This is a genomic window from Roseibium sp. (assembly GCF_039982295.1).
Taxonomy (GTDB): Bacteria; Pseudomonadota; Alphaproteobacteria; order Rhizobiales; family Stappiaceae; genus Roseibium.
The window spans coordinates 52,083-74,568 of record NZ_JBDWYP010000049.1 but is presented as its reverse complement, the minus strand read 5'-3'; the positions used below and the strand labels follow the sequence as shown (position 1 = coordinate 74,568).

The window sequence follows — 22,486 nt, the reverse complement described above, 5'->3', positions numbered from 1 at the left end:
CCGGTGCCTTCGTGGAAGGTGTTGTTATAGAACGCGCGCAACCACAATGGCCGGTGAAAGACGAGCCCGCAGTATGAAATTCCTTGTGAAGTTTTTTGGCTATCTGTTCGGCATCGGAGCCGCCGTCGGTCTGCTGGTTGCAGCTGGCGTGTGGATCTATCTGGAGCGGTTGAACGAAGGCCTGCCGGATTACACCGCGCTCAAGAATTACGAGCCTCCGGTGATGACCCGCGTTCATGCGGCGGATGGGAGTCTTATGGCCGAATATGCGCGCCAAAGACGCATGTTTTTGCCAATTCAGGCCATGCCGGATCTGCTGAAGCAGGCCTATCTGTCTGCGGAAGACAAGAACTTTTACAAACACATCGGTGTCGATCCTGAGGGGATTGCACGTGCCGTGGTTCGCTACGCGCAGAATATCGGCACGGGCCGTCGTCCGGAAGGGGCGTCGACCATCACCCAGCAGGTCGCGAAGAACTTCCTTCTGACGAATGAAGTGTCTTTTGAGCGCAAGATCAAGGAGGCGATTCTCGCGCTGCGGATCGAACAGGCCTACACCAAGGACGAGATCCTCGAACTCTACCTCAACGAGATCTACCTCGGTATCGGCTCTTATGGCGTAGCTGCAGCCTCGCTGCTCTATTTCGACAAGTCCGTCCATGAGCTGAGCCTTGAAGAGATTGCCTATCTGGCAGCTCTTCCCAAGGCCCCAAACAACTATCACCCGTTCCGCCAGCGTGAACGCGCGATCGCGCGCCGCAACTGGGTCATCGACCGGATGGTGGAAAACGGCTATGTCGAGTTTGAGGCTGGTGAAGAGGCCAAGGCCAAGCCGCTGACGGTCACGCCGCGCGACACTGGAACCCAACTTTTTGCCGCCGAGTATTTTACCGAGGAAGTGCGCCGGGAGGTTGCGTCGATCTATGGCGAGAACCGGCTCTATGAAGGCGGACTTTCCGTTCGCTCCACCCTCGATCCCAAACTGCAGGTTTTGGCACGCAAGGCTCTTCAAGATGGTTTGATGAGCTTCGACCGCAAACGGGGCAGTTGGGGCGGTCCGGTAGACAAGATTGCGATCAACGGCGACTGGGGTGTTGAGCTTGGTCAGATTGAAGCGCTGGCTGATATTCCCGAGTGGCGTCTCGCCGTTGTCCTTGGCGGTGCGGGTGCTGCGGCGGATGTTGGTCTGCAGCCCTCAAAGCTGGTCAATGGCAAGCTGTCCGACGAGCGCATCACCGGCAAGCTGTTCCTGGAAACCATGAAGTGGGCCCGGGTTTCCGGTCGGGAGCCGCGAGCCGTTGAAGACGTTCTGGCGCCCGGCGATGTGGTCTATGTTCAGGAAAGTCCCGTCGCGCCTGGAAGCTATGAGCTGCGGCAGGTGCCGAAGGTCTCTGGCGCCCTGGTTGCCATGGATCCGTACACGGGACGCGTTCTGGCCATGGTCGGCGGCTTCAGCTTTGCGCAGAGCGAGTTCAACCGCGCCACGCAGGCCTATCGGCAGCCCGGATCTTCATTCAAGCCATTTCTCTATGCAGCCGCTCTCGACAATGGCTATACGCCGTCGTCCGTGGTGATGGATGCGCCGCTCGAAATCAGTCAGGGGCCGGGACTTGGGACGTGGAGGCCACAGAACTACGGTGGCAAGTTCTACGGCCCGTCGACACTGCGCACGGGTATCGAACTCTCGCGGAACGTCATGACCGTTCGGCTGGCTCAGGACATGGGAATGCCGCTCGTTGCCGAATACGCCAAGCGCTTCGGCATATACGACAATATGTTGCCGGTTCTCTCGATGTCGCTCGGGGCTGGTGAAACCACGGTCATGCGGATGACGGCTGCCTATGCGACCATCGCCAATGGTGGCCGCAAGATCCGTCCGACCTTGATCGACAGGATCCAGGATCGGTATGGCCGCACGATCTTCAAGCATGATAGCCGGATTTGCGATGGCTGTACGCAAGATGACTGGGCTGGTCAGGAAGAGCCGACACTGATCGATGACCGCGAGCAGATCCTTGATCCGATGACCGCCTATCAGATCACATCGATGATGGAAGGCGTGGTTCAGCGCGGAACGGCGACCAGCGTTCGCGCGGTAGGACGTCCGGTTGCCGGCAAGACCGGTACGACCAACGACGAAAAAGACGCATGGTTCATGGGGTACACGCCTGACCTGGCCGTCGGTGTGTTCGTTGGCTATGACACGCCCAAGCCCATGGGGCGCGGTGCGACCGGTGGTCAGGTTGCCGCGCCAATCTTCACGGAGTTCGTCAAGGCCGCTCTCGATGCCAAGCCTCCGGTCGAGTTCCGGGTTCCCAAGGGCCTGCAACTCATCCCGATCAACCGCCGTACCGGGCTTCGCGCCGCGGCTGGAACGCCAGGAACAATCCTGGAGGCATTCAAGCCAGGTATGGCGCCACCGGACAGCTATTCGATCATCGGGTTTCAAGACGACATGGGTGTCCCGCGGACAGTCTCTCCGGAAGCCGGGCAGGCTGTCCTGAGCGGGACGGGTGGTCTCTACTAGCTGCCCTGACGGTCGTATTCTGACCTGTTTACAGCTGAAGCCGTGATCGCTAATGTCCGGCACCACATTGCTGCCCGGTTCTGTCGCCCGATCTGATCGGCATGGAGCCGGGCTTCTTTCACTTAATCAAGCGAGGTATCCGATGCGCGCCGAAATGGAAGCCATCGTCGATGAAATCAAGCAGGCCATAAGCCTGCTGAGGAGGCATCTTTGACTGGGATCAAGCCCTTGTCCGCCTAGATGAACTCAATGCTGCCTCGGAAGATCCCGAACTGTGGAATGACCCGGCGAAGGCGCAAAAAATGATGCGAGAGCGTCAGCAGCTTGATGACGGCATCAACGGTGTACGCGGTCTCGAGCAGGACCTTGCCGACAACATCGAACTGATCGAACTCGGCGAGATGGAAGACGATCAATCGGTCATTGCTGATGCGGAAGAGGCACTTCGCGGCCTTAAGAACAAGGTCAACGAGCTGCAGTTGAATTCGCTGCTGTCTGGCGAAGCCGATGCCAACGACACCTACCTGGAGATCAACTCCGGGGCAGGGGGCACGGAGAGCCAGGACTGGGCCTCCATGCTTTTGCGCATGTATCGTCGCTGGGCTGAAAAACGCGGCTTCAAGGTTGTGGTGCTCGAGTACCATGACGGTGAAGAAGCTGGCATCAAATCTGCGACCTTGCTGATCAAGGGCGAGAATGCCTACGGCTGGCTGAAGACCGAATCTGGTGTTCATCGGCTTGTGCGGATTTCGCCTTACGACAGCCAGGCAAGGCGGCACACGAGCTTCTCCAGTGCCTGGGTCTATCCGGTCATCGACGATTCGATCGACATCGACATCAATGAGAGCGATTGCCGGATCGACACCTACCGCGCCTCAGGTGCCGGCGGGCAGCACGTCAATACGACTGACTCTGCCGTTCGCATCACCCACCAGCCCACCGGGATTGTGGTGCAGTGCCAGTCCGAGCGGTCGCAGCACAAGAACAGGGCAACTGCCTGGTCGATGCTGAAGGCGCGCCTTTATGAGGCTGAACTGAAGAAGCGTGAGGAAGCGGCGAACCAGGAGCAGGCATCGAAGACGGACATTGGATGGGGGCATCAGATCCGTTCTTACGTTTTGCAGCCCTATCAGCTGGTCAAGGACCTTCGAACAGGTGTTGAGAGCACATCGCCCCAGGACGTGCTTGACGGTGATCTGGACAAGTTCATGGAGGCGTCACTGGCGCAGCGTGTCTTCGGTGGAGACGCCGCCGAAGTTGAAGACATCGACTGAGTTTTTGAATGACGACCAGAAACAAAAAAAGCGCCGCTATTCAGCGGCTCTTTTTTTGTTTCAGTCTATTGGCGTCAGCTTTCGATCAGTTTCGAGAGCCGATCACCGGCGGTTACGAATGCCGCTGGATCGAGCGGTTCTTTCCCCATGCGGATCTCATAGTGCAGATGCGGTCCGGTGGATCGGCCAGTTGAGCCGACATTGCCGATCACATCGCCGTTCGATACATGATCTCCCTTGGAGACATGCATCCGGCTCAGATGGGCGTAGCGGCTGACCAGCCCGTTCGCATGCCGGATTTCAACGAGGTTGCCATAGCCGCCTTTACGACCGGCATGAACGACTGTTCCCGGCGCAGAAGAATATACGCGTGCTCCATAGGAAGCCTTGAAATCCATGCCCGTATGCATGGCGATCTTGCCCAGGAATGGATCAATTCTTGGGCCGAAATGGCTCGAAATCCTTACGTTCTGCATCGGTCGGCTAATTGGCAGGCGCTTGGCCGCCGTTTTCAAACTGTCGAGAGCCGTCAAGGCGCGCTCGGCGCGTTTGACACGACCGGTAAAACCACCACCGGTGTAGGGAATGTAAGGTCCGCCAATACCACTGCGGCTCGAAGCTGAGCCTGTCGGCGTCAGGTTGACGCCAAGCGGTCTTGTTGCTGCCAGGATGGTGTCGATTTGCGTTTCCGTCGCGACTGCGAGCGCATCCAGGGCCGATACGCTTTCCTGGTTCATCGCAAGGATGTCCTGTTCCACCTGATCCAGCGCCGCCTGCTCACCGGGTGTAGGGGCAAGCGGTTTCACTGGCTCATCCGGCATGGTGCTGGACGAACCACGCAAACCCAGTGCTTTCAATGGGTTTTCAAGCAGTTCCGGTTCGCCGCCGATCGCGAGTTCGGCGTCTTCCGCCACGGTTGCCAGAGGATCCGGAACCGTTTCCGGCTTCTTCGCTGGAAGAATTCTGGATGATGCGAGCTGGATACCATTGCGCTCGGCGCGTTTCATCAGAGAGGTCACAACGGCATGGCGCTGGTTGAGCGTCTGTTGACGCCGGATAAGATCGGAAACCTGAAGCTCGACGCTTTCGCGATCGATCGCCTGACGGCTGTTCAGACGGTCGATTTCAGCCCGAAGCCTTTCGATTCGATCCTGATAAGCGGTCTCAATGTCTGCCTGGCGCGATTGCGCGGTCTCCAGCATGTCCCCGCGCAAAACCCAGTAGCCTGCAGTTCCGACTGCGCCAATGGTCAAGGCCGACATAAAAGACGCAAGAACGATTGCTGTTCTCGAGCTGAGCGTCAGCGGCCATCTGCGCTCGGGGGAATGCGCGGATGGCTGATGCTCTGCACCTGGTAGTGCGAAATGGTGCCGGTAGGGCTTGTCTTGACTGAAAAGGGTCAAAGGCATCACTCGATTACTGCAACGTCAAAATCGAGTATGATTAGATATCGGTAAGGTTAACAAAGCCTGTTTTTCGGTCACCCTTCGAAACAGTTTTTGTCGAACAACCTTGCGTTTTCAGAGATATAGACACGCTTCAGATTGGATCCGATATGACGCTTTCGGTCATAAGGACCGTCCCTGGAAGAGAAACCGGCACTGAAAGAGATTCGCATTGCCTCGGCGCACGTGGCGTGGCGCTGTGGTTTGAAGCAGCAGGTCGTTGTTCAAATGACCTGCTGCCGGCCCTTTTCAGAGATCTTTGGCTGCTTCCAGGACGGCTTCCGCATGTCCGGGAACCTTTACCTTGCGCCAGATCTTTGCGATCTTTCCGTCTGCTCCAATGAGAAACGTTGAGCGTTCGACACCCATATACTTCTTGCCATACATCGATTTTTCGATCCACACGCCATATGAGTTGCAGGCGTTCTGTTCAGGGTCGGAAGCGAGCCGGACTTCGAGATCATGCTTGGCCTTGAACTTGTCGTGCTTTGCAGCGGTGTCAGGCGAAATGCCGATGACTGTGGCGCCAATTGCACTGAAGTCCGGCATGAGACCGGTGAAGGCGATGGCTTCTTTTGTGCAGCCCGGCGTGTCATCCTTGGGGTAGAAGTACACGACAACCGGTTTGCCTAGGAGCGACGACAACTTGATGCGTTCGCCGCCATCGCCCTCCAGGTCAAAGTCAGGGGCTGTTGTGCCTGTGTCCAATTCGCTCATGTGCCCTCCTTCTGTCACACTCAATGGTTTAAAGCCTTGGCGGAATGTGCGAGACCTCCAAGTACATTGTTACTTTTTTGCCTCTTGGAGGTATCATAGGTCGCGGATCGACTCATTCAATTCCCGGTGGACGATTCCGGAGTAATAAAGAGCCTGCTGTCCAAAGGGCGGGCCATACTGTGCGGGGCCGACAGGCTACAGGTAATCAAGACGTTCATGGGCAGGCGAAACCAGGCAAACAAGGCAGAGAACGTCAGTAACAGTTGGCTCCGAAGGACCCTTGTCGCCTCTCTGTTCCTGTTGCTTCTTGGTTTCTGCATTATCGTCTATGCCATTCTCAGTGGTCCGGTTCATGTCCCCATGCTGGCGCACTTCATGGCGGAACAGGCAAGCCAGGGACCTGCAAAACTTTCCATTGTCGACGCTTCGCTTGATTTCACACATGACGATGGCATTCGTGTGGTCGTGCGTGATGCTCATTTGCAGCTTGAAGGCGATGTGCCGGTCGAGATTATCCTTCCACGGGTCGAGGCGCCCCTTAACGGTAGATCGCTTCTGACCGGAGAGATCCATTTCGTTTCACTGCAGCTCGACCGTCCGAAGATCATTCTGGGTGTGCCCGAGAGTGAACGGGAGTTGCCGGAGATGGCGCATCTCATGGAGGCGATTGATCGGGTTGCAGATGTCGTCGACAGCGAATTTGCGCGTCGCAATCTGGCGCGGGTCCATGTGGCTAATGGGGATCTGGAGATCACAGGGGCACTCGCGCGCTCGTTCAACGGTATCGATGCAGAAATCACCCGGCGCGATGACCACAGGATTGACGCGACTGCTCGCGTGGCTGGCCGAGTTGGTCCCTGGGAAATTCAGCTGATGAGACGACCTGCCGACCGCGACACGGAACAAAGGCGTCTGGCGGTCCTGTTCAAGGATGTCACACTCGGTGATTTCCTCAGCCCGGACAGCGAGTTGAAGAGTGGCAAGGGCATGGGACTGCCGCTGAGCGCCAGGTTCGACAGCCGGTTTGATGAGAACGGCAAATTCCTGTCTGCAAATCTCGTCGGGCGCATCAACGACGGATGGTTCCAGATGGGACGCACGTCTGTCCGGTTTGATGACGTTGCCCTGTCGCTGGAATGGTTGCCGGAGGTTCCCGGCATCCGGATCGGGACGTCGCACATCATCTATGGAAATACGCAGATCTTTTATGATGGTCACATCCAGCCACCGCTGAAGCCAGGTGATGATTGGGACCTGACGCTTGCGACCGAGAGGGCCCAGTTCGGGTCTTCGGATGTTCCTCTCGCGCCAATCGCAATTGACACGTTCCAGCTGGCCGGGCGTTTTGTTCCGGATGAACGAACGTTCTTTTTCGACAAGGCGGGGCTGGCCGCTGGTCCGGCCCAGCTCTTTGCTTCAGGCTCTGTCGAGATCCGTTCGGACGGGCCCTACTTGGCTCTTGCGCTAGAGGGGGAAGACCTGCCGATCGGGCTTGCCAAGCAGGTTTGGCCGATCACGCTGGTGCCGCCGGCGAGGCGCTGGGTTATCGATCGTGTTCTGGACGGGCATGTGGACCATGTCACGTTTCAGGGAGCTGTGCGCCCGCCCGCTTTTAATCCAGCCAATCCCGACCCGGGCTGGTCTGGTGATGATCTGGGACTGGAGCTTTCGTTTTCAGGCGCAGAGATTCAGCCTGTAGGCGATGTGCCGAACGTATCGGGTATTTCTGGAACGGTCTCGATTGCGAATGAAGTTCTGACGGTAAATGGCCAAGATGGAGTGTCGAGCGTCGAAGGCGGCGGCATCGTTGCCGTGCCCGAGGCGACTTTCAAGATCCTGCGCTTGCGCGAAAGAGACAACAAGCTTGGTGTTCTGGATATCAAACTGGACGGTGAGGCTAAGGACATTGCTGAGATCATCGACAGTGATCCCTTTCACGTGATGCAACGCGCCGAGGTGGAAACAGACGGTATTTCCGGCGAAGGTGCCATGCGGATCGAGGCTGAATTCGGTTTGCGCAAAAAGATTGATGTTGCTGATATCATGTGGCGGGCGCAGGCGACGTCTAAAAACTTCTCCTCCAGCAAACCGATCAAGGGGCACAAGATTGAGCGTGCAAATGTCGAGGTCGACGCTGACCAGACGCAGATCGCTATTGTCGGGAAAGGTGTTCTTGATGGACTACCTGCCGATATCAATCTGCTCCTGCCGCTCGGAGGATCAGATGTCCAGGCGCGACAGGGGGTCGTTCTGGATGTCACGGCAGATCAGCTGAAGGCGCGTGGCGTTGATCTGACTGCCTTTCTCAAAGGTTCCATGTTGATGACCGTCGAGGATGTGGATGGCGTCAAGACCTTTGACGTGGATCTCACCAAGACCAGCATTCGGCTGGATGCGCTTGGTTGGGAGAAGGCGTCCGGTGTTCCTGCGGCAGCTACATTCCGACTGATTGAAACGGATGCAGAGCGCAGGGTTCAAGATTTCGAACTTGTGTCCGACGGCGTTGACGTGACCGGCACGATGACCCTTTCCCTGGACGGGGACCTTCAAAGAGCATCGTTCTCAAGGTTTCAACTCCGAAGCGGTGATGACGCGTCCCTGACGATCACACGTGGCAGCGATGGCCGTTTCAAGATTGCGATGGCGGGGGAAGAGTTTGATGCACGCGGCCTGATCCGGGAGGTTGGCAAACCCAAGTCGGGTGCGGGAACTTCAGACTTTTCCAAAGGCTTGGCTGTCACAGCCAATTTGGCGCGAGTGACCGGTTTCAACGGCGTTGGGATCGAGAAATTTTCCGGAGTGATCGAGACGGACGCGAAGGGATTAACCTCAGCGGATGTGACGGGGCTTTTGAATGGCCGTGCGCCCTTCAGCTTTGAAATTAACGACGCCTCCAGCGGTTCAGGACGTGTTGCCGAGGGAGTATTTGAGGACTCGGGCGCTCTTTTGAAATTTCTCGATGTCTATCAGCGTATGCGTGGCGGCCGAGGGAGCTTGGATGTGGCCATGGCCGATCACACCACCTGGGATGGTACCTTCAACGTGACGGGCCTTTCCATCACTGAGGACCCAGCCATCCGCAAGCTGACGGAGCAGAGAAACCTGCTTCAGCGAAGGCAACAGGGATCGGTGGTTATCGCGACGGGTGGCGGCGGTGTTGGTGAGGCCTCCTTCGACACACTTGATATTGCTTTCACGCGGTCCGGCCAGACGCTCACGATCTCGAAAGGCGGCCTGAAAGGCGCCGTGATCGGAGGCACCGTATCGGGAACCGTGGATCTTACATCGCAGACCATGGACCTGAACGGCACCTTTGTTCCGATCTATGCGTTGAACAACATCTTCGCCAATATCCCGCTGCTCGGGTTCGCTCTTGGAGGTTCATCCGGGGAGGGGCTTATTGGTGTCACCTACCGTCTGTCGGGTGAGCTTTCGGATCCTGTTCTATCGGTCAATCCGATCTCTGCAATCGCGCCCGGTATTTTCCGCAAGATGTTCGAGTTTCAATAAAAAAGGCCGGTTCGCAAACCGGCCTTCGCAGTCTCTGCAAGGTGTTGTCCGGCTCAGACCGGCCTTAGAAGAACGTGCTTTTTCTTGCCTAGGGAAAGCTTGATCACGCCATCTTCGGTCACGTCAGCCATGGACAGCAGGCGTTTGTCGTTCTGCTCGCCCTTGTCATTTATTTTCACCGCTCCGCCCTTGATGTTGCGCCGGACATCGCCGTTGGAAGCACACAGGCCTGCGGTCACAAACGCGCTCAAAACACCGACGCCTGCCTCCAGTTCTGCCTGGGGAACCTCGATGCTCGGAAGCCCTTCGGCCATTGCGCCTTCTTCAAAGGCCTTGCGGGCGGTTTCTGCTGCTGCTTCGGCGGCTTCGCGGCCATGGATCATGGCCGTTGCTTCAGTGGCCAGCACCTTCTTCGCCTCATTGATCTCGACGCCTTCCAGGCTCGCAAGGCGGGCAATCTCGTCCAGCGGGAGAATGGTGAAGAGCTTCAGGAATTTTTCAACATCGGCATCTTCGGTGTTGCGCCAATACTGCCAGTAGTCATAGGCGGAGAGTTGTTCTTCATTAAGCCAAACGGCGCCTGCGGCCGTCTTGCCCATCTTTGCACCGGATGAGGTCGTGAGAAGCGGCGCAGTCAGCGCGAAGGCTTCCGTCGCTTCCTTTCGGCGGATGAGATCTACGCCGGACAGGATGTTTGACCACTGGTCGGAACCGCCCATTTGAAGACGGCAGCCCGTCCGCTGGTGGATCTCGAGAAAGTCATAACCCTGGAGCAGCATGTAGTTGAATTCCAGGAAGGACAGGTGTTGCTCACGCTCCAGGCGAAGCTTGACAGAGTCGCGCTGGATCATCTGGTTGACAGAAAAATGGCGTCCGATGTCGCGCAGGAAATCCATGTAGTTGAGCTTGAGAAGCCAATCCGCGTTGTCGAGCATCAAGGCATCGGTTGGGCCATCGCCGAAGGTGAGAAGCTTTTCGAAAACCTTGCGGATGCCAGCCTTGTTTTCCTCGATTGTTTCATCGGTCAAGACCTTGCGGCTTTCGTCCTTGCCGGTCGGATCGCCAACGCGTGTTGTTCCACTGCCCATCAGGGCGATTGGCCGGTGACCACTCTGCTGGAACCAGTAAAGCATCATGATGGTGACGAGCGAGCCGGCATGGAGACTGGGTGCTGTGCAATCGAATCCGATATAGGCGGTGACCGTTTCTTTTGCGCAGAGCTCATCAAGCCCGGCTGGGTCTGAAATCTGGTGAATGAACCCGCGTTCTGAAAGGACCTTCAGGAACTCCGACTTGAACTCGCTCATTTTGCAACTTTTCCCGTAACGGCGGGCCGACGATCGCGACCTGGAATACATTGGTCCCGCTATATCGGATGTTGCTCCGGATTTCACGTGGTCGGGCAAAAAAATGACGCCGTGTCGTTTTCAGGCGCTGATCACGCAAGACCGGGCAACTTTCCTGCCTTTGGGCGGGTTTCGCCGTTTGGACATATATCCTTCACTCAGCTGTCAGCGGAAATTGGTATGTCCCCGCCCGTATTCGGAAGGGGTGGACATGAGCGCGATCGGCATTTCAGGACTATCGAAGACTTATCGCGGGGGAACGCGTGCGCTTGATCGGGTCAGCCTTACCGTTGAAACGGGAGAAATGGTGGCTCTGATTGGCGCGTCCGGCTCCGGCAAATCCACTCTCATTCGCCATATCTCGGGTCTTGTGCCGGCTGACAAGAATGCCGGTAGCTGCAAGATTGTCGTTGATGGAGCCATTGTCCAGGAAGGCGGCCGGATTTCCCGCAATATTGCGACTGCCCGCACCGATATCGGTGTGATTTTCCAGCAGTTCAATCTGGTGCCACGGCTCAGCGTTCTGAACAACGTGCTCGCCGGCCTGCTGGGCAGAATGCCCGTGTTGCGAGGTGTGCTGGGTCTTTTCCGCAAGCAGGAGAGCCAACTCGCGATGCAAGCGCTGGACCGGGTCGGCATCGCTCATACGGCGCGCCAGCGCGCTTCTACCCTGTCGGGCGGGCAGCAGCAACGCGCCGCCATTGCCAGAACGCTGGTGCAGGGCGCACGGGTCATTCTCGCCGACGAGCCGATTGCGTCACTCGATCCGGCATCGGCAAAGCGCGTGATGGGCATTCTTTCGCAAATCAATCAAGAAGACGGCATCACGGTTCTGGTGTCGCTGCATCAGGTCGAATACGCGCGGCGCTACTGCAAGCGCACGATCGCCATGCGGGCAGGGCAGGTCGTCTTTGACGGCCTAAGCCGTGAACTGACCACCCAGTTTCTTCGCGACATTTACGGAGAGGCAAGCGAGGAACTCGTTCTGCCTGATGCCGACGACTTCGGGACCGAGCCAATGACGGCAACGGCCTGATACATCCCCACAGGAGATGCCTTCGATGAAACTCTTTGCACGTCTTGCTGCGTCTGCAGCTGTCATGATCGGCCTTGCAACGCCGGCACTTGCTGAACGCGAGAACCCTGATGAGCTGTTCTTCGGCATTCTGTCGACGGAATCCAGCTCCGCGCAGCGCGAAAAATGGGGTCCTTTGTTGGCCGCCATGGAAGCGTCCATCGGCCGTCCTGTGAAACCTTTCTTCGCGTCTGACTACGCAGGGGTCATCGAAGCCATGCGCTTCGACAAGGTTGACGTTGTTTGGTACGGCAACAAGTCCGCCATGGTTGCTGTCGATCGCGCCGGGGCTGAGATCTTCGCCCAAACCACCGAGTCCACAGGTGACAAGGGCTATTGGTCGGTGATGATCACGCACAAGGATTCCGGTCTCACCTACGAAGATGTCATGAAGTGCGACAAGACGCTCAACTTCGGTATCGGTGATCCGAACTCCACATCGGGTTTCCTGGTTCCGTCGACCTTCGTTTTCGCCAAGGAAGGCGTCAATCCCAAGGATTGCTTCAAGACGGTTCGCAACGCCAACCACGAGACAAATCTCATTTCGGCTGCCACAAAGCAGGTTGATGCAGCTGTTGCATCTTCCACGGGCATGTATTCCCGCCTGAAGAATGCAAAGCCTGAACTCTTCGCCGAGCTGAAAGAAATCTGGCGCTCGCCGTTGATCGCCTCCGATCCTATGGCCTGGCGCCCGGAACTGGACAAGCAGCTGAAGGCTGACATTCTGTCCTTCTTCATGAGCTACGGCCGTCTTGGAACAGACGAAGAGGTTGCCGAAGCCCGCGAAATCCTCGCCCTGATTGACATGGGGCCATTCGTTCCGTCTTCCAACGCACAGCTCTGGCCTTTCTACGAAATGGATCAGATCCGTCAGCGCATGTCTATCGAAGCCGACACAACCTACTCCGATGACGAGCGCACTGCGAAAATCCTCGAGATTAACACTCGCATCGAGGAAATCCGCGCTGCTGCTGCTGCACGCCCACGCAAGTAAACACACCGCATCGAGTTGAAACGCATGAGGGCCCGAGGGCCCTCATGCTCCTTCTGGCAGACCTACAGGATTTTCCATGACCAGTGCCTCCATGATCAGCGCCGTTGATGCGTCGCGCACTGCCCAGGCCGATATCCCCGTGCCAGGCCGTGGCCGGCAGGAGCAGTTCTTCGATTTGCTCATCTGGGGTGGTCTGATCCTGATGTTGATCTGGAGCTTCAAGCCAGCGGAAATGGATCGGCTCGGTGATGTTCTCACGGGCGGCGGCAACATGGCCATGCTGCTGGAGGATTTCCTGGTTCCTGACTTTCGCTACTGGCGTACCTACCTCGCGCTGATGCTAGAAACCGTGCAGATGGCGGTTTGGGGTTCCATGCTCTCGGTTCTGCTGGCAGTGCCCTTCGGTTTGCTGGCATCCAACAACATCGCGCCGTCCTGGATCGTGTTTCCGGTCCGCCGATTGATGGACTCCTTTCGTGCCATCAACGAACTGGTTTTCGCACTGATTTTCGTGGCTGCGGTGGGGCTCGGTCCTTTGGCAGGTGTGCTTGCACTGGTCATTCACACGACGGGCACGCTTGCAAAACTCTTCTCTGAAGCGGTTGAAGCAATCGACCCGCGACCAGTTGAAGGCATCAAGGCGACCGGAGCTCCGCAGATCCAGGAAGTCGTCTATGGTGTGGTGCCGCAGGTGCTGCCGCTCTGGATCTCTTATTCGCTCTACCGGTTCGAGGCCAATGTCCGCTCGGCCACGGTGCTGGGCATCGTTGGGGCCGGGGGCATCGGCATGTCCTTGTCAGAGGCATTGCGCGGCTTCGATTATTCTGCCGGCGCTGCAATCCTCCTGATCATCCTGGTGACCGTATCGCTCCTGGATATCTTCGGTTCACTCCTGCGCAAGGTCGTGATCGATGGCGAGAAGCAGTATCAGTTCGCGGCGTATTTCCTTCTTTTGACCGTGCTCGTGATCGGCATCGAGATTGTATTGGCCGGCGGCTGATTGCTGCTGACGGGAATTGCAAAGATGACGTCAGCGTTGGATGCTGCCTCTGGATTCGACTTCAGGTGCAGAGATGACAGACGGGCATTTTCATATTCTTGCTGGCAAGATAGCGTCAGGAAAATCAACGCTGGCCAGTCGCTTGGCTGCTGACAAAGCGACCGTGCTGATTAGCGAGGATGAGTGGCTTGCAGCTCTTTACGGGCCGGAGATGGCGAGCATCAAGGACTATGTTCGCTGTTCTGCGCGACTTCGCACCGTCATGGAAGCGCATCTGGTTGCCCTGCTTGGCGCCGGCCTATCCGTCGTGCTCGACTTTCCGGCGAACACGCCAGAAACGCGCCGTTGGATGAAACGGGTGATTGACGAGAGTGGCTGCAATCACACGCTTCACTATCTGAATGTGCCCGATGACGTTTGCCGGACGCGCTTGCAGGAGCGCAATGCTGCTGGCGGACACCAGTTCACTGTCACTGATGAGCAGTTTGAGGCGATCTCTCGTCATTTCATGCCGCCGAGCGCAGACGAGGGATTTGAGGTGAGGGAGTACGGTGTTGAAGGCTGAAGCCCTCAGTTCCAACAAGTGTCGGAAACCGCCGTCCCGGACCTGATCCGGGACCGTCCTGTTTGGGAGCTGGTCCCGGCTCTGAGGCCGGGACGGCGGTCTCTGCTTCTTGTCCCTTTTCAAGTCCGACGGAAGCCGCCAGAAGGCCCGAAAACATGGCAACAAAAAAGGCCGGGCGATTGCCCGGCCTTTCCGCTGTCTGAAATCCTGTAAAGGATTAGACGGAGTAGTACATGTCGAATTCGACCGGATGCGGCGTCATTTCGTAACGCTCGACTTCTTCCATCTTCAGTTCGATGTAGGCATCGATCTGGTCGTCATCGAACACGCCGCCGGCCTTGAGGAACTCACGGTCAGCATCGAGGCTTTCCAGAGCTTCACGCAGGTTGCCACAAACCGTTGGGATCTCGGCCAGTTCTTCAGCTGGCAGATCATAGAGGTTCTTGTCCATGGCCTCGCCCGGATGGATCTTGTTCTTGATACCGTCAAGGCCAGCCATCAGAAGCGCGGAGAAGCAGAGGTAAGGGTTCGCCGTTGGATCCGGGAAACGGACCTCGATACGCTTCGCCTTCGGAGAAGACGTGAACGGGATACGGCAGGAAGCCGAACGGTTACGTGAGGAGTAAGCCAGCAGAACCGGTGCTTCGTAACCCGGGACCAGACGCTTGTAGGAGTTGGTCGACGGGTTGGTGAAGGCGTTCAGAGCCTTGGCGTGCTTCAGAATGCCGCCGATGTAGTACAGGCAGTTTTCGGAAAGATCTGCGTACTGGTTGCCTGCGAAAGTCGGCTCGCCGTCCTTCCAGATCGACTGGTGGCAGTGCATGCCTGTGCCGTTGTCGCCAAAGACTGGCTTCGGCATGAAGGTAGCCGACTTGCCGTAGGCATGTGCAACCTGATGAACAACGTACTTGTAGACCTGCATGCTGTCGGCACACTTGGTCAGCGTGTCGAACTTCATGCCCAGCTCGTGCTGTGCGGAGGCCACTTCGTGGTGATGCTTTTCGGTCGGAACGCCCATTTCTGCCATGACAGACAGCATTTCGGAGCGGATGTCCTGAGCGCTGTCGATCGGGGGAACAGGGAAGTAGCCGCCCTTGGTGCGAACACGGTGGCCGAGGTTGCCGGTTTCGTACTCGGCATCCATGTTGGTCGGCAGCTCGGTGCTGTCGAGCTTGAAGCCGGTGTTGTACGGGTCAGCGGCGAAGCGGACATCGTCGAACATGAAGAACTCGGCTTCAGGGCCGAAGTAGACAGTGTCGCCGAAACCGCCGGACTTGACGTAGGCTTCAGCCTTTTTCGCCGTCATGCGCGGATCGCGGTTGTAGGCTTCGCCAGTGATCGGGTCCACGATGTCGCAGAAGATCGCCATGGTGGTCTGGGCGAAGAAGGGATCGATATGAGCTGTTTCCGGATCCAGAACCATCATCATGTCGGACTCGTTGATGGCCTTCCAGCCAGCGATGGAAGAGCCGTCGAATGCGGTGCCTTCAGCGAACATGTCTTCATCGATGAGAGCAACGTCGAAAGTGACGTGCTGCATCTTGCCGCGCGGGTCGGTGAAGCGCAGGTCGACGAATTTTACGTCCTTTTCCTTGATTTCCTTAAGGACCTCGGAGGCGGTGGTCATACTGTCCATCCCTTAGTTATCTATCATCAGTTGGGGTTCGTCCCGACCCGGGTGCTTGCAGTCTCGTGCTGTCAAAAAGCACACGCGGATCGAAATTCTTGGCCGTTGGCCGGTTTGGAAACGAGGTTCAGATAGCGTCTTCGCCGGACTCGCCCGTCCGGATACGCACTGCTTCCTCGATGTTGGAAACAAAAATCTTGCCGTCGCCGATGCGACCGGTTTGAGCTGCTGAGCGAATGGCCTCAACTGCCTTTTCCACCATATCGCCTGTCAGCACAATCTCGACTTTCACCTTCGGGAGAAAATCGACGACATATTCCGCGCCGCGGTAGAGTTCGGTGTGGCCTTTCTGGCGCCCAAAGCCCTTGGCTTCGGTTACAGTGATGCCCTGGAGGCCAACCTCCTGGAGAGCTTCCTTCACTTCATCCAACTTGAAGGGCTTAATGATCGCCTCGATCTTCTTCATCACCTTCGTCTCTCTCCGAATTTATTGGCCGAATTGTCTGGCTTGAAACCGCTGTGGGTCTCCGGTTGCGAATACACACCGCTGGATCCGAATTAGCACAAGCTGTGCCAAGTGAACTGGGATGTAAAATTCGCCGAAAAAAGGGGCATATGCAATGCCGGCATTTCACTGAGCGCAAAACTGGTCCGCAAATAGCGATCAAAAAGTAATCAGCATGCACAACAAGTGTGCAAAATGGTGCATTTGTGTGGCTTGGTCGTCAATCTTCAGCATGACGCTGAAGTTGAGGTCCAGCATTTGTCCCGTGGCCTAGGCGCCGTTTTTATAACATGACAGTCGTACCTTCCGGTGGCAGACAGATTACAAGCGGGTGAAACAGACAGGTGAGAGCGCAATGGCGGATGCAAGCGAGCTTTTGACCTCGGCGCAGATGGGGCAGGCCGACAGGATGGCCATTGCGTCGGGCACGCCGGGCATCGTTCTGATGGAGAGAGCGGGTGGTCATGTCGCGCGGGTGGCCTCTGAGATGTGCCCACCGCAGGGGCGCATAGCGATCGTCTGTGGGCCGGGCAACAATGGCAGCGACGGGTTTGTTGCCGCGCGCCATTTGCATCAGGCTGGGTATGCGGTTGATGTCCTGCTTCTGAAGGACCCGATCGGTCTGAAGGGCGACGCAAAGGTGGCTTATGAGCAAATGGGACTGCCAAGCCAGGTGGTTGATGCTGCTGCGCTGGACGAGACGCTGAAAGGCTGCGACCTGATCGTAGATGCGCTTTTTGGGGCAGGGCTGGACCGGCCCTTGCAGGGCAATGCCGCCGCATTCACCGCTATCATCAACAAGAGTGGTGTTCCGGTTCTGGCCGTCGATCTTGCGTCCGGCGTGAACGGGTCGACGGGTGAGGCCGGAGGTTCAGCCGTTCAAGCCGCGCGCAGTATTACGTTCTTTCGATGCAAGCCGGGGCACTATTTGTTGCCCGGCCGGGACCTGTGCGGCGACGTCTCTTGTGTCGATATCGGTATTCAGGAGAGCGTTCTGCGCGAAATCGGACCGCAGACGTTTCTCAACGAACCACCTTTGTGGCTGAGTGCCTGGCCGGTGCCTGGTCGGGCCGGGCATAAATACGAACGTGGCCACGCCGTGGTTTTCAGTGGGCCCATGTCGTCCACCGGGGCGGCGCGTCTTGCTGCTGGCGCATGCCTCAGGGCCGGAGCCGGGCTTGTGACGCTTGCGTCGCCGCCCTCGGCCCTGATGGTCAATGCAAGCCATCTGACAGCAGTCATGTTGAGATCAGTCAGGGGACTTGAGGGCATCTCCGAGCTGCTAACCGACAAGCGCCTGAATTCCTTTCTCATCGGTCCTGGATATGGTGTTGGCGATGAAACCTCGGCGGCAGTTTCTGTTCTTTTGAAATCCGAGTGCGCAGTTGTCCTGGATGCTGATGCTCTGACGAGCCACCAGGATGGACCCGAGGTGCTTTTCACGCAGATCAAGGGACGCGAAGCTCCCGTCGTGTTGACGCCTCACGGCGGCGAGTTTGCCCGTCTGTTTCCTGATCTTGTTGTTCTGGACAAGCTGACACGAACACGCGCCGCCGCAAAACGCTCTGGTGCGGTTGTTCTCCTTAAAGGCGCGGACACCGTGATCGCGAGTCCGGATGGCAGGGCAGCCATCAATTCCAATGCACCGCCCTGGTTGGCAACGGCGGGGTCCGGAGATGTGCTCGCGGGCATTATCTGTGGTCTGCTTGCACAAAAGATGCCGGCCTTCGAAGCGGTGGCGATGGCGGCCTGGCTTCACGGCGCGGCGGGGCAACAGGCCGGTGCCGGTCTGATTGCAGAAGACCTCGCGACGACTCTGCGTCCCGTGATCGCAGGACTTGTGGAAAAGTCATGAGGCGGGGAAGGGGCACCTCATCATTTTTCCTTGTGGTGGTTTGAAACACGGTGCTATAGAGGCCCCGCTTCAGTGCTGAACATACGGCGCTGCGCGGATGTGGTGGAATTGGTAGACACGCCAGATTTAGGTTCTGGTGCCGCAAGGCGTGGGGGTTCAAGTCCCTCCATCCGTACCATTTTTTCAAAAATTTCTGATGTTGGAGAAGGTTCGACAGGGAACCTAGGGGCGCTGCTTAAGTGGGCTAGTCCAGTGCAGTCATGGATCAGCCTAACGGAGTTTCGAAATATCTTCTGTGATCGAGCACAAGCTTCAAGTGTCAATCTCAGCGATCAGCCAATTTACTGCGAAACGCAGTCGCGCCGATTCGGGAGCGATCTAGGCACGAGGATGGCTGGATGGGAAAACTTGAAAGCAGAGGACAGCCTCTGCTTTCAAGTTGGCGCGATGTCTCTCACCCAACGATCAGTTGTTTGAGCTGGAGCGCTTCATATTCGAGTTCGTTCAGCCTGTAGTTCACGACATCGCCAATGGTCACCATGCCGACGACCTGGTCTTCGGATACTGCAGGCATATGGCGGAAACGTCCTTCTGTCATACGCCGCAAGACCGACAGGAGAGCCTCCGAAGCTTCACACACTTCTACCTTTCGCGTCATGATTTCCTCGACCTTTTGCCCAAGCGTTTGCCCTGGTGTATCTGCCAGGCGCCGGACGATGTCGCGCTCTGAGAGAATGCCGAGCAGGCCGCCTTGCGGATCCAGGACAGGCAGGGCCCCGATATGTTTGTCGCGAAGGATCTCTACAGCTTCATGAAGGGTGTTTTGAGGTCCAATGGAAAAGACATCCTTGCCCTTGTTGTCGAGAATCTTTTGAACCGTTGCCGTTTCTTTTTTTGTGTTGGTTTGGGCTGTCTGGCTGAAAGTCTCAGCCGGCGCCTTGTCCTTGCGGCTTGGTGCTTGGTAAGAACTGGGCATTCAAAGTGCTCCTCGTTGAACGTTCCTCTCGTTGGGAAAAGTTCAGCTTAAACGAAACACCACGTCAAGGATTTCCAAGTTGGCCGAATTTGCCCTCACACCCATGAGTGCGACGATCATGTTCGTATTGGCCTGTTTTGCCGGCTATCGATATCGACGCGTCTGGGCTGCAGAAGGGCCGCGTTGGAAGCTCTGGTTTTACGGCGTTCTGGCCGCAGTCTGTCTGAGCTTGGTGGCTTTTGTCCCGCTGACGGCGGGCGCCTAGGCGGCGCTTTGCTCTTCCATTTCAGCAAGAGCTTTTTTCGCCCGCGGGCAAAGCAATCGCTCACGCAGCGGGCTGTCAGGATCGATTTCTTTTTTGCAGACAAGGCACTGATCTGCATCGGTAATTGCGTTCAAACCGCCGCAGCTGCCTTTGATCGTGCGTCCTGAAAATATGACGCCAAGCGCCATACCCAACATGACTGTGATCAGGAGCGAAAAAGCCAATACAAAGGTCAGCATGCGACGTTTCCTATGGTCCAGCTACGCCTTCAACGACGCAAACCGCTCGCTTGCCGTTGATACAAAGCCTTTGGATCCGCTGCTCGTGTTCCGGTCGATAAACAGAACGGCCAAGTCAAGGCGGTTGGCAATTTCCAGTCCGCGATCGGTGCCAAGCGCCAGCATTGCTGTCGACCAGGCGTCCGCCAGCATGGTGTTTTCTGCCAGAACCGTCACCGACGCTGTCTTGTGAGAGATGGGCTTGCCGGTGTGCGAATCAATGATGTGCGAGTAACGCGTTCCGTTTTCCTCGAAATAATTTCGATAGTCGCCGGAGGTCGCCATGCCAAGATTCGAGATGTCGGTGACCTGATAGGCTTGGCGGCTCAGGGAATCAGGCGACTCGATCCCGATCTGCCAGCGCATGCCGTCTGTATTCAGGCCTGCAACGTATAGGTCTCCGCCGATTTCGACCATGAAGTCTGTCAGGCCGAAGCCCTTGAGAGTGGCTGCGAGCTTATCCACGCCATAACCCTTGCCAATCGACGGCAAGAAAATCTGGGTGTCAGGATTTGCCTTTTTGACGCTTGTCCCACTGACACTCAGTTGGCCGGTGGAATGCATGGCATCTGCAATTTCCTGCATGCTTGGCTGCGCTCTGGCCGATCCGCCGTTTGCGCCAAAGCCCCAAGCTTCGATGACAGGGCCAAGTGTAATGTCAAACTGGCCGTCACTGGCGCGTTTTACGCCCTCGGCTGCCTCAATCACATAGGCCAGATCTTGAGAAACGCCAATGGCGTCAGAGCTGGACGATGCATTGAAACGGGAAACCTCGGAGTTGGGATCCCAGTTCGACATTTGAGCGTTCACGTCCGCCAGGCTCTTGGCCACCGCCTGTTTCAGGGCAGCCACGTCTACATTGCCGTCGTGGTCGATGGCCTTGATCGAGTAGCTCGTTCCCATGGTCGAACCATCGAGTTCGAGAACATCCGCGCCGCGCTTACATGCAGCCAAAGCAAGCGACATCAAGATAAAGCTGCGTCGAGAAAAATTCATCATGATAGGTACCGTACCCGCCTCGGAGTGTTCGATCGCGACCTTTATCGCGGTGTTCCATCGCGCTTTTCTTTGGTTTCGAAGACTGTTTCAACCAAAAAATGTTGTTGTTAGACAAATTAGCACTTTTGATCCGGGCAAAATCGTAGCATATGGCGACCTGAAGAACACTGGAGGCCAAATGCGTGCAAAGCTTTAAGCTCAAAAAAGGTCTCGATCTGCCGGTGCTGGGGGCGCCTGTCCAGGAGATTCGTCCGGGACAAGAGGTGCGAACTGCTGCGGTGATCGCCGCTGACTATATCGGACTCAAGCCCAGACTGCTCGTGCAGGAGGGGGACGTCGTGGGATGCGGAGCTCCGCTTCTTTTCCACAAGGATACTGCCGAGGTGTTGGTAACATCTCCGGTTGGTGGTCGCGTGAAGGCCGTCAATCGCGGTGCGCGTCGGGTCTTGATCAGCGTTGAAATCGAGATCGATGAGTCGGCTGCAGAGGCAGTGGATTTTTCCGACGTGGGGGATGTGAGTACACCTGAAGGTCTGGTGGAGCGCTTGTGCGCCTCTGGACTGTGGACATCTTTCCGTACCCGTCCGTATTCGAAAGTGCCAGAGCCGCAAACGCGGCCTGCAGCCATTTTCGTCAACGCCATGGATAGCGAACCGCTTTCGGCCGATCCTGCCATCGCGATTGGCGAAGCTCCCGAGGCTTTCGAAAAAGGGCTGGCGGCGATTGCCTCATTGAGTGAGGGCAAGACCTATCTGTGCCACGAGACTGGAGCGCAGGTTCCTGGTCAGCAGGCGCCTGGCGTTGAAGCTGCCGGGTTCTCCGGACCGCACCCAGCTGGCCTTTCCGGAACTCATATGCATTTTCTGGATGCGCCGAGTGCGTCGAAAACCGTCTGGACCATTGGCTATCAGGATGTAATTGCGATCGGGCGACTGCTCGAAACCGGCAAGCTCGACTCCTCCAGGATTATCGCTCTGTGCGGCCCACGTTGCTCGGATCCGCGGTTGGTTCGAACCGTTGCTGGCGCATCCATGGATGACCTCTGCAAGGGTGAAGTCACGGGAGACGAGCCGGTCAGACTTATATCCGGCTCGATTCTGAGTGGCCGCATGGGCGAGGGGCCCAGTGCCTATCTTGGACGGTACGCCCGGCAGGTCACGGTCATCGAAGAAGATCACAAGCAGATTCCACTCGGCTGGATTCGTCCGATGCCGTCGAAGTTTGCCTTTCAGCCGGTTCTCGGCTCCGCCTTCTCGAAAAAGCTCTATGCACTGACCTCCAACTTGAACGGCGGTCGTCGCGCTATGGTGCCGCTTGGCACCTTTGAAGAGCTTGTGCCGCAGGGTATCTTGCCGACGCAGATGCTTCGCGCGCTCCTCGTGATGGACACCGATCAGGCACAGGCGCTTGGCGCGCTCGAGTTTGACGAAGAAGATCTTGGGCTGGTTGGCTTTGCCTGTCCCGCCAAGTACGAATATGGCACTGCGCTTCGCGACTGCCTCACCAAAATCGAAAAGGAGGGCTAGGA

General features: G+C 57.1%; 18 protein-coding genes and 1 tRNA gene. 11 read left to right on the top strand and 8 right to left on the bottom strand.

What is annotated here, in order from left to right:
• Window positions 1–73: 73 nt before the first annotated feature.
• Window positions 74–2,527 (top strand): penicillin-binding protein 1A, encoded by a 2,454-nt coding sequence (locus ABJZ52_RS09915; protein WP_348191155.1) that lies wholly within the window; start codon window positions 74–76, stop codon window positions 2,525–2,527.
• Window positions 2,528–2,669: 142 nt separating this feature from the next.
• Window positions 2,670–3,801 (top strand): peptide chain release factor 2 gene (prfB, locus tag ABJZ52_RS09910; protein ID WP_348191157.1). Its coding sequence is split into 2 segments (ribosomal slippage): window positions 2,670–2,738 and window positions 2,740–3,801, totalling 1,131 coding nucleotides; the frame shifts between segments, so codons are not numbered across the junction.
• A gap of 74 nt (window positions 3,802–3,875) precedes the next feature.
• Here prfB and ABJZ52_RS09905 read toward each other — a convergent pair.
• Together ABJZ52_RS09905 and bcp are read right to left on the bottom strand one after the other, a co-directional pair.
• On the bottom strand, window positions 3,876–5,210 hold the full coding sequence (locus ABJZ52_RS09905) for a peptidoglycan DD-metalloendopeptidase family protein (protein ID WP_348191160.1): 1,335 nt from the start codon (window positions 5,208–5,210) through the stop codon (window positions 3,876–3,878).
• Between the two features lie 285 nt (window positions 5,211–5,495).
• Window positions 5,496–5,963 (bottom strand): thioredoxin-dependent thiol peroxidase, encoded by a 468-nt coding sequence (bcp, locus tag ABJZ52_RS09900; protein ID WP_348191163.1) that lies wholly within the window; start codon window positions 5,961–5,963, stop codon window positions 5,496–5,498.
• Between the two features lie 216 nt (window positions 5,964–6,179).
• Between bcp and ABJZ52_RS09895 the strand changes: the two genes are divergently transcribed.
• On the top strand, window positions 6,180–9,473 hold the full coding sequence (locus tag ABJZ52_RS09895) for an AsmA-like C-terminal domain-containing protein (protein WP_348191166.1): 3,294 nt from the start codon (window positions 6,180–6,182) through the stop codon (window positions 9,471–9,473).
• 53 nt (window positions 9,474–9,526) lie between these two features.
• Here ABJZ52_RS09895 and tyrS read toward each other — a convergent pair whose 3' ends face one another.
• A complete protein-coding gene (tyrS, locus tag ABJZ52_RS09890; RefSeq protein WP_348191168.1) occupies window positions 9,527–10,780 on the bottom strand; it encodes a tyrosine--tRNA ligase in 1,254 nt (417 codons plus the stop codon).
• Between the two features lie 250 nt (window positions 10,781–11,030).
• Here tyrS and phnC point away from each other — a divergent pair, with 250 nt between their 5' ends.
• The 4 genes from phnC to ABJZ52_RS09870 all read left to right on the top strand — a co-directional run bounded on the left by phnC (window position 11,031) and on the right by ABJZ52_RS09870 (window position 14,453).
• On the top strand, window positions 11,031–11,855 hold the full coding sequence (gene phnC, locus ABJZ52_RS09885) for a phosphonate ABC transporter ATP-binding protein (RefSeq protein WP_348191171.1): 825 nt from the start codon (window positions 11,031–11,033) through the stop codon (window positions 11,853–11,855).
• 25 nt (window positions 11,856–11,880) lie between these two features.
• The gene (gene phnD, locus ABJZ52_RS09880; RefSeq protein ID WP_348191174.1) at window positions 11,881–12,888 is read left to right on the top strand and encodes a phosphonate ABC transporter substrate-binding protein; all 1,008 of its coding nucleotides are present in this window, start codon (window positions 11,881–11,883) and stop codon (window positions 12,886–12,888) included.
• A gap of 76 nt (window positions 12,889–12,964) precedes the next feature.
• Entirely contained in the window at window positions 12,965–13,888 is a 924-nt protein-coding gene (gene phnE, locus ABJZ52_RS09875; protein WP_348191177.1) for a phosphonate ABC transporter, permease protein PhnE, read from the top strand.
• A 73-nt stretch (window positions 13,889–13,961) separates the two neighbouring features.
• Window positions 13,962–14,453 carry an ATP-binding protein gene (locus tag ABJZ52_RS09870; protein WP_348191180.1) on the top strand — a complete coding sequence of 164 codons (492 nt, stop codon included), beginning with the start codon at window positions 13,962–13,964 and terminating at the stop codon, window positions 14,451–14,453.
• Between the two features lie 217 nt (window positions 14,454–14,670).
• Here the strand turns inward: ABJZ52_RS09870 and glnA are convergent, their stop codons facing one another.
• Together glnA and ABJZ52_RS09860 are read right to left on the bottom strand one after the other, a co-directional pair.
• On the bottom strand, window positions 14,671–16,080 hold the full coding sequence (gene glnA, locus ABJZ52_RS09865; RefSeq protein ID WP_348191183.1) for a type I glutamate--ammonia ligase: 1,410 nt from the start codon (window positions 16,078–16,080) through the stop codon (window positions 14,671–14,673).
• 127 nt (window positions 16,081–16,207) lie between these two features.
• The gene (locus ABJZ52_RS09860; protein ID WP_153768889.1) at window positions 16,208–16,546 is read right to left on the bottom strand and encodes a P-II family nitrogen regulator; all 339 of its coding nucleotides are present in this window, start codon (window positions 16,544–16,546) and stop codon (window positions 16,208–16,210) included.
• A 394-nt stretch (window positions 16,547–16,940) separates the two neighbouring features.
• Between ABJZ52_RS09860 and ABJZ52_RS09855 the strand changes: the two genes are divergently transcribed.
• Together ABJZ52_RS09855 and ABJZ52_RS09850 are read left to right on the top strand one after the other, a co-directional pair.
• Window positions 16,941–18,440 carry an NAD(P)H-hydrate dehydratase gene (locus ABJZ52_RS09855; protein ID WP_348191187.1) on the top strand — a complete coding sequence of 500 codons (1,500 nt, stop codon included), beginning with the start codon at window positions 16,941–16,943 and terminating at the stop codon, window positions 18,438–18,440.
• 93 nt (window positions 18,441–18,533) lie between these two features.
• A tRNA-Leu gene (locus tag ABJZ52_RS09850) sits at window positions 18,534–18,618 on the top strand.
• A gap of 276 nt (window positions 18,619–18,894) precedes the next feature.
• On the opposite strand, the gene ABJZ52_RS09845 is transcribed toward ABJZ52_RS09850, so the two are convergent.
• A complete protein-coding gene (locus tag ABJZ52_RS09845; protein WP_348191189.1) occupies window positions 18,895–19,416 on the bottom strand; it encodes a CBS domain-containing protein in 522 nt (173 codons plus the stop codon).
• Between the two features lie 79 nt (window positions 19,417–19,495).
• Here ABJZ52_RS09845 and ABJZ52_RS09840 point away from each other — a divergent pair, with 79 nt between their 5' ends.
• The gene (locus ABJZ52_RS09840) at window positions 19,496–19,681 is read left to right on the top strand and encodes a hypothetical protein (protein ID WP_348191191.1); all 186 of its coding nucleotides are present in this window, start codon (window positions 19,496–19,498) and stop codon (window positions 19,679–19,681) included.
• Here the strand turns inward: ABJZ52_RS09840 and nqrM are convergent.
• Entirely contained in the window at window positions 19,678–19,920 is a 243-nt protein-coding gene (gene nqrM / locus ABJZ52_RS09835) for a (Na+)-NQR maturation NqrM (RefSeq protein ID WP_348191194.1), read from the bottom strand. The genes ABJZ52_RS09840 and nqrM overlap by 4 nt on opposite strands.
• A 21-nt stretch (window positions 19,921–19,941) precedes the next feature.
• Window positions 19,942–20,958: an FAD:protein FMN transferase gene (locus ABJZ52_RS09830; RefSeq protein ID WP_348191197.1), complete on the bottom strand. Its 1,017-nt coding sequence runs from the start codon at window positions 20,956–20,958 to the stop codon at window positions 19,942–19,944.
• 182 nt (window positions 20,959–21,140) lie between these two features.
• Between ABJZ52_RS09830 and ABJZ52_RS09825 the strand changes: the two genes are divergently transcribed.
• Window positions 21,141–22,484, top strand: a complete 1,344-nt coding sequence (locus tag ABJZ52_RS09825) for a Na(+)-translocating NADH-quinone reductase subunit A (protein WP_348191200.1) — start codon at window positions 21,141–21,143, stop codon at window positions 22,482–22,484.
• Window positions 22,485–22,486: the final 2 nt, after the last annotated feature.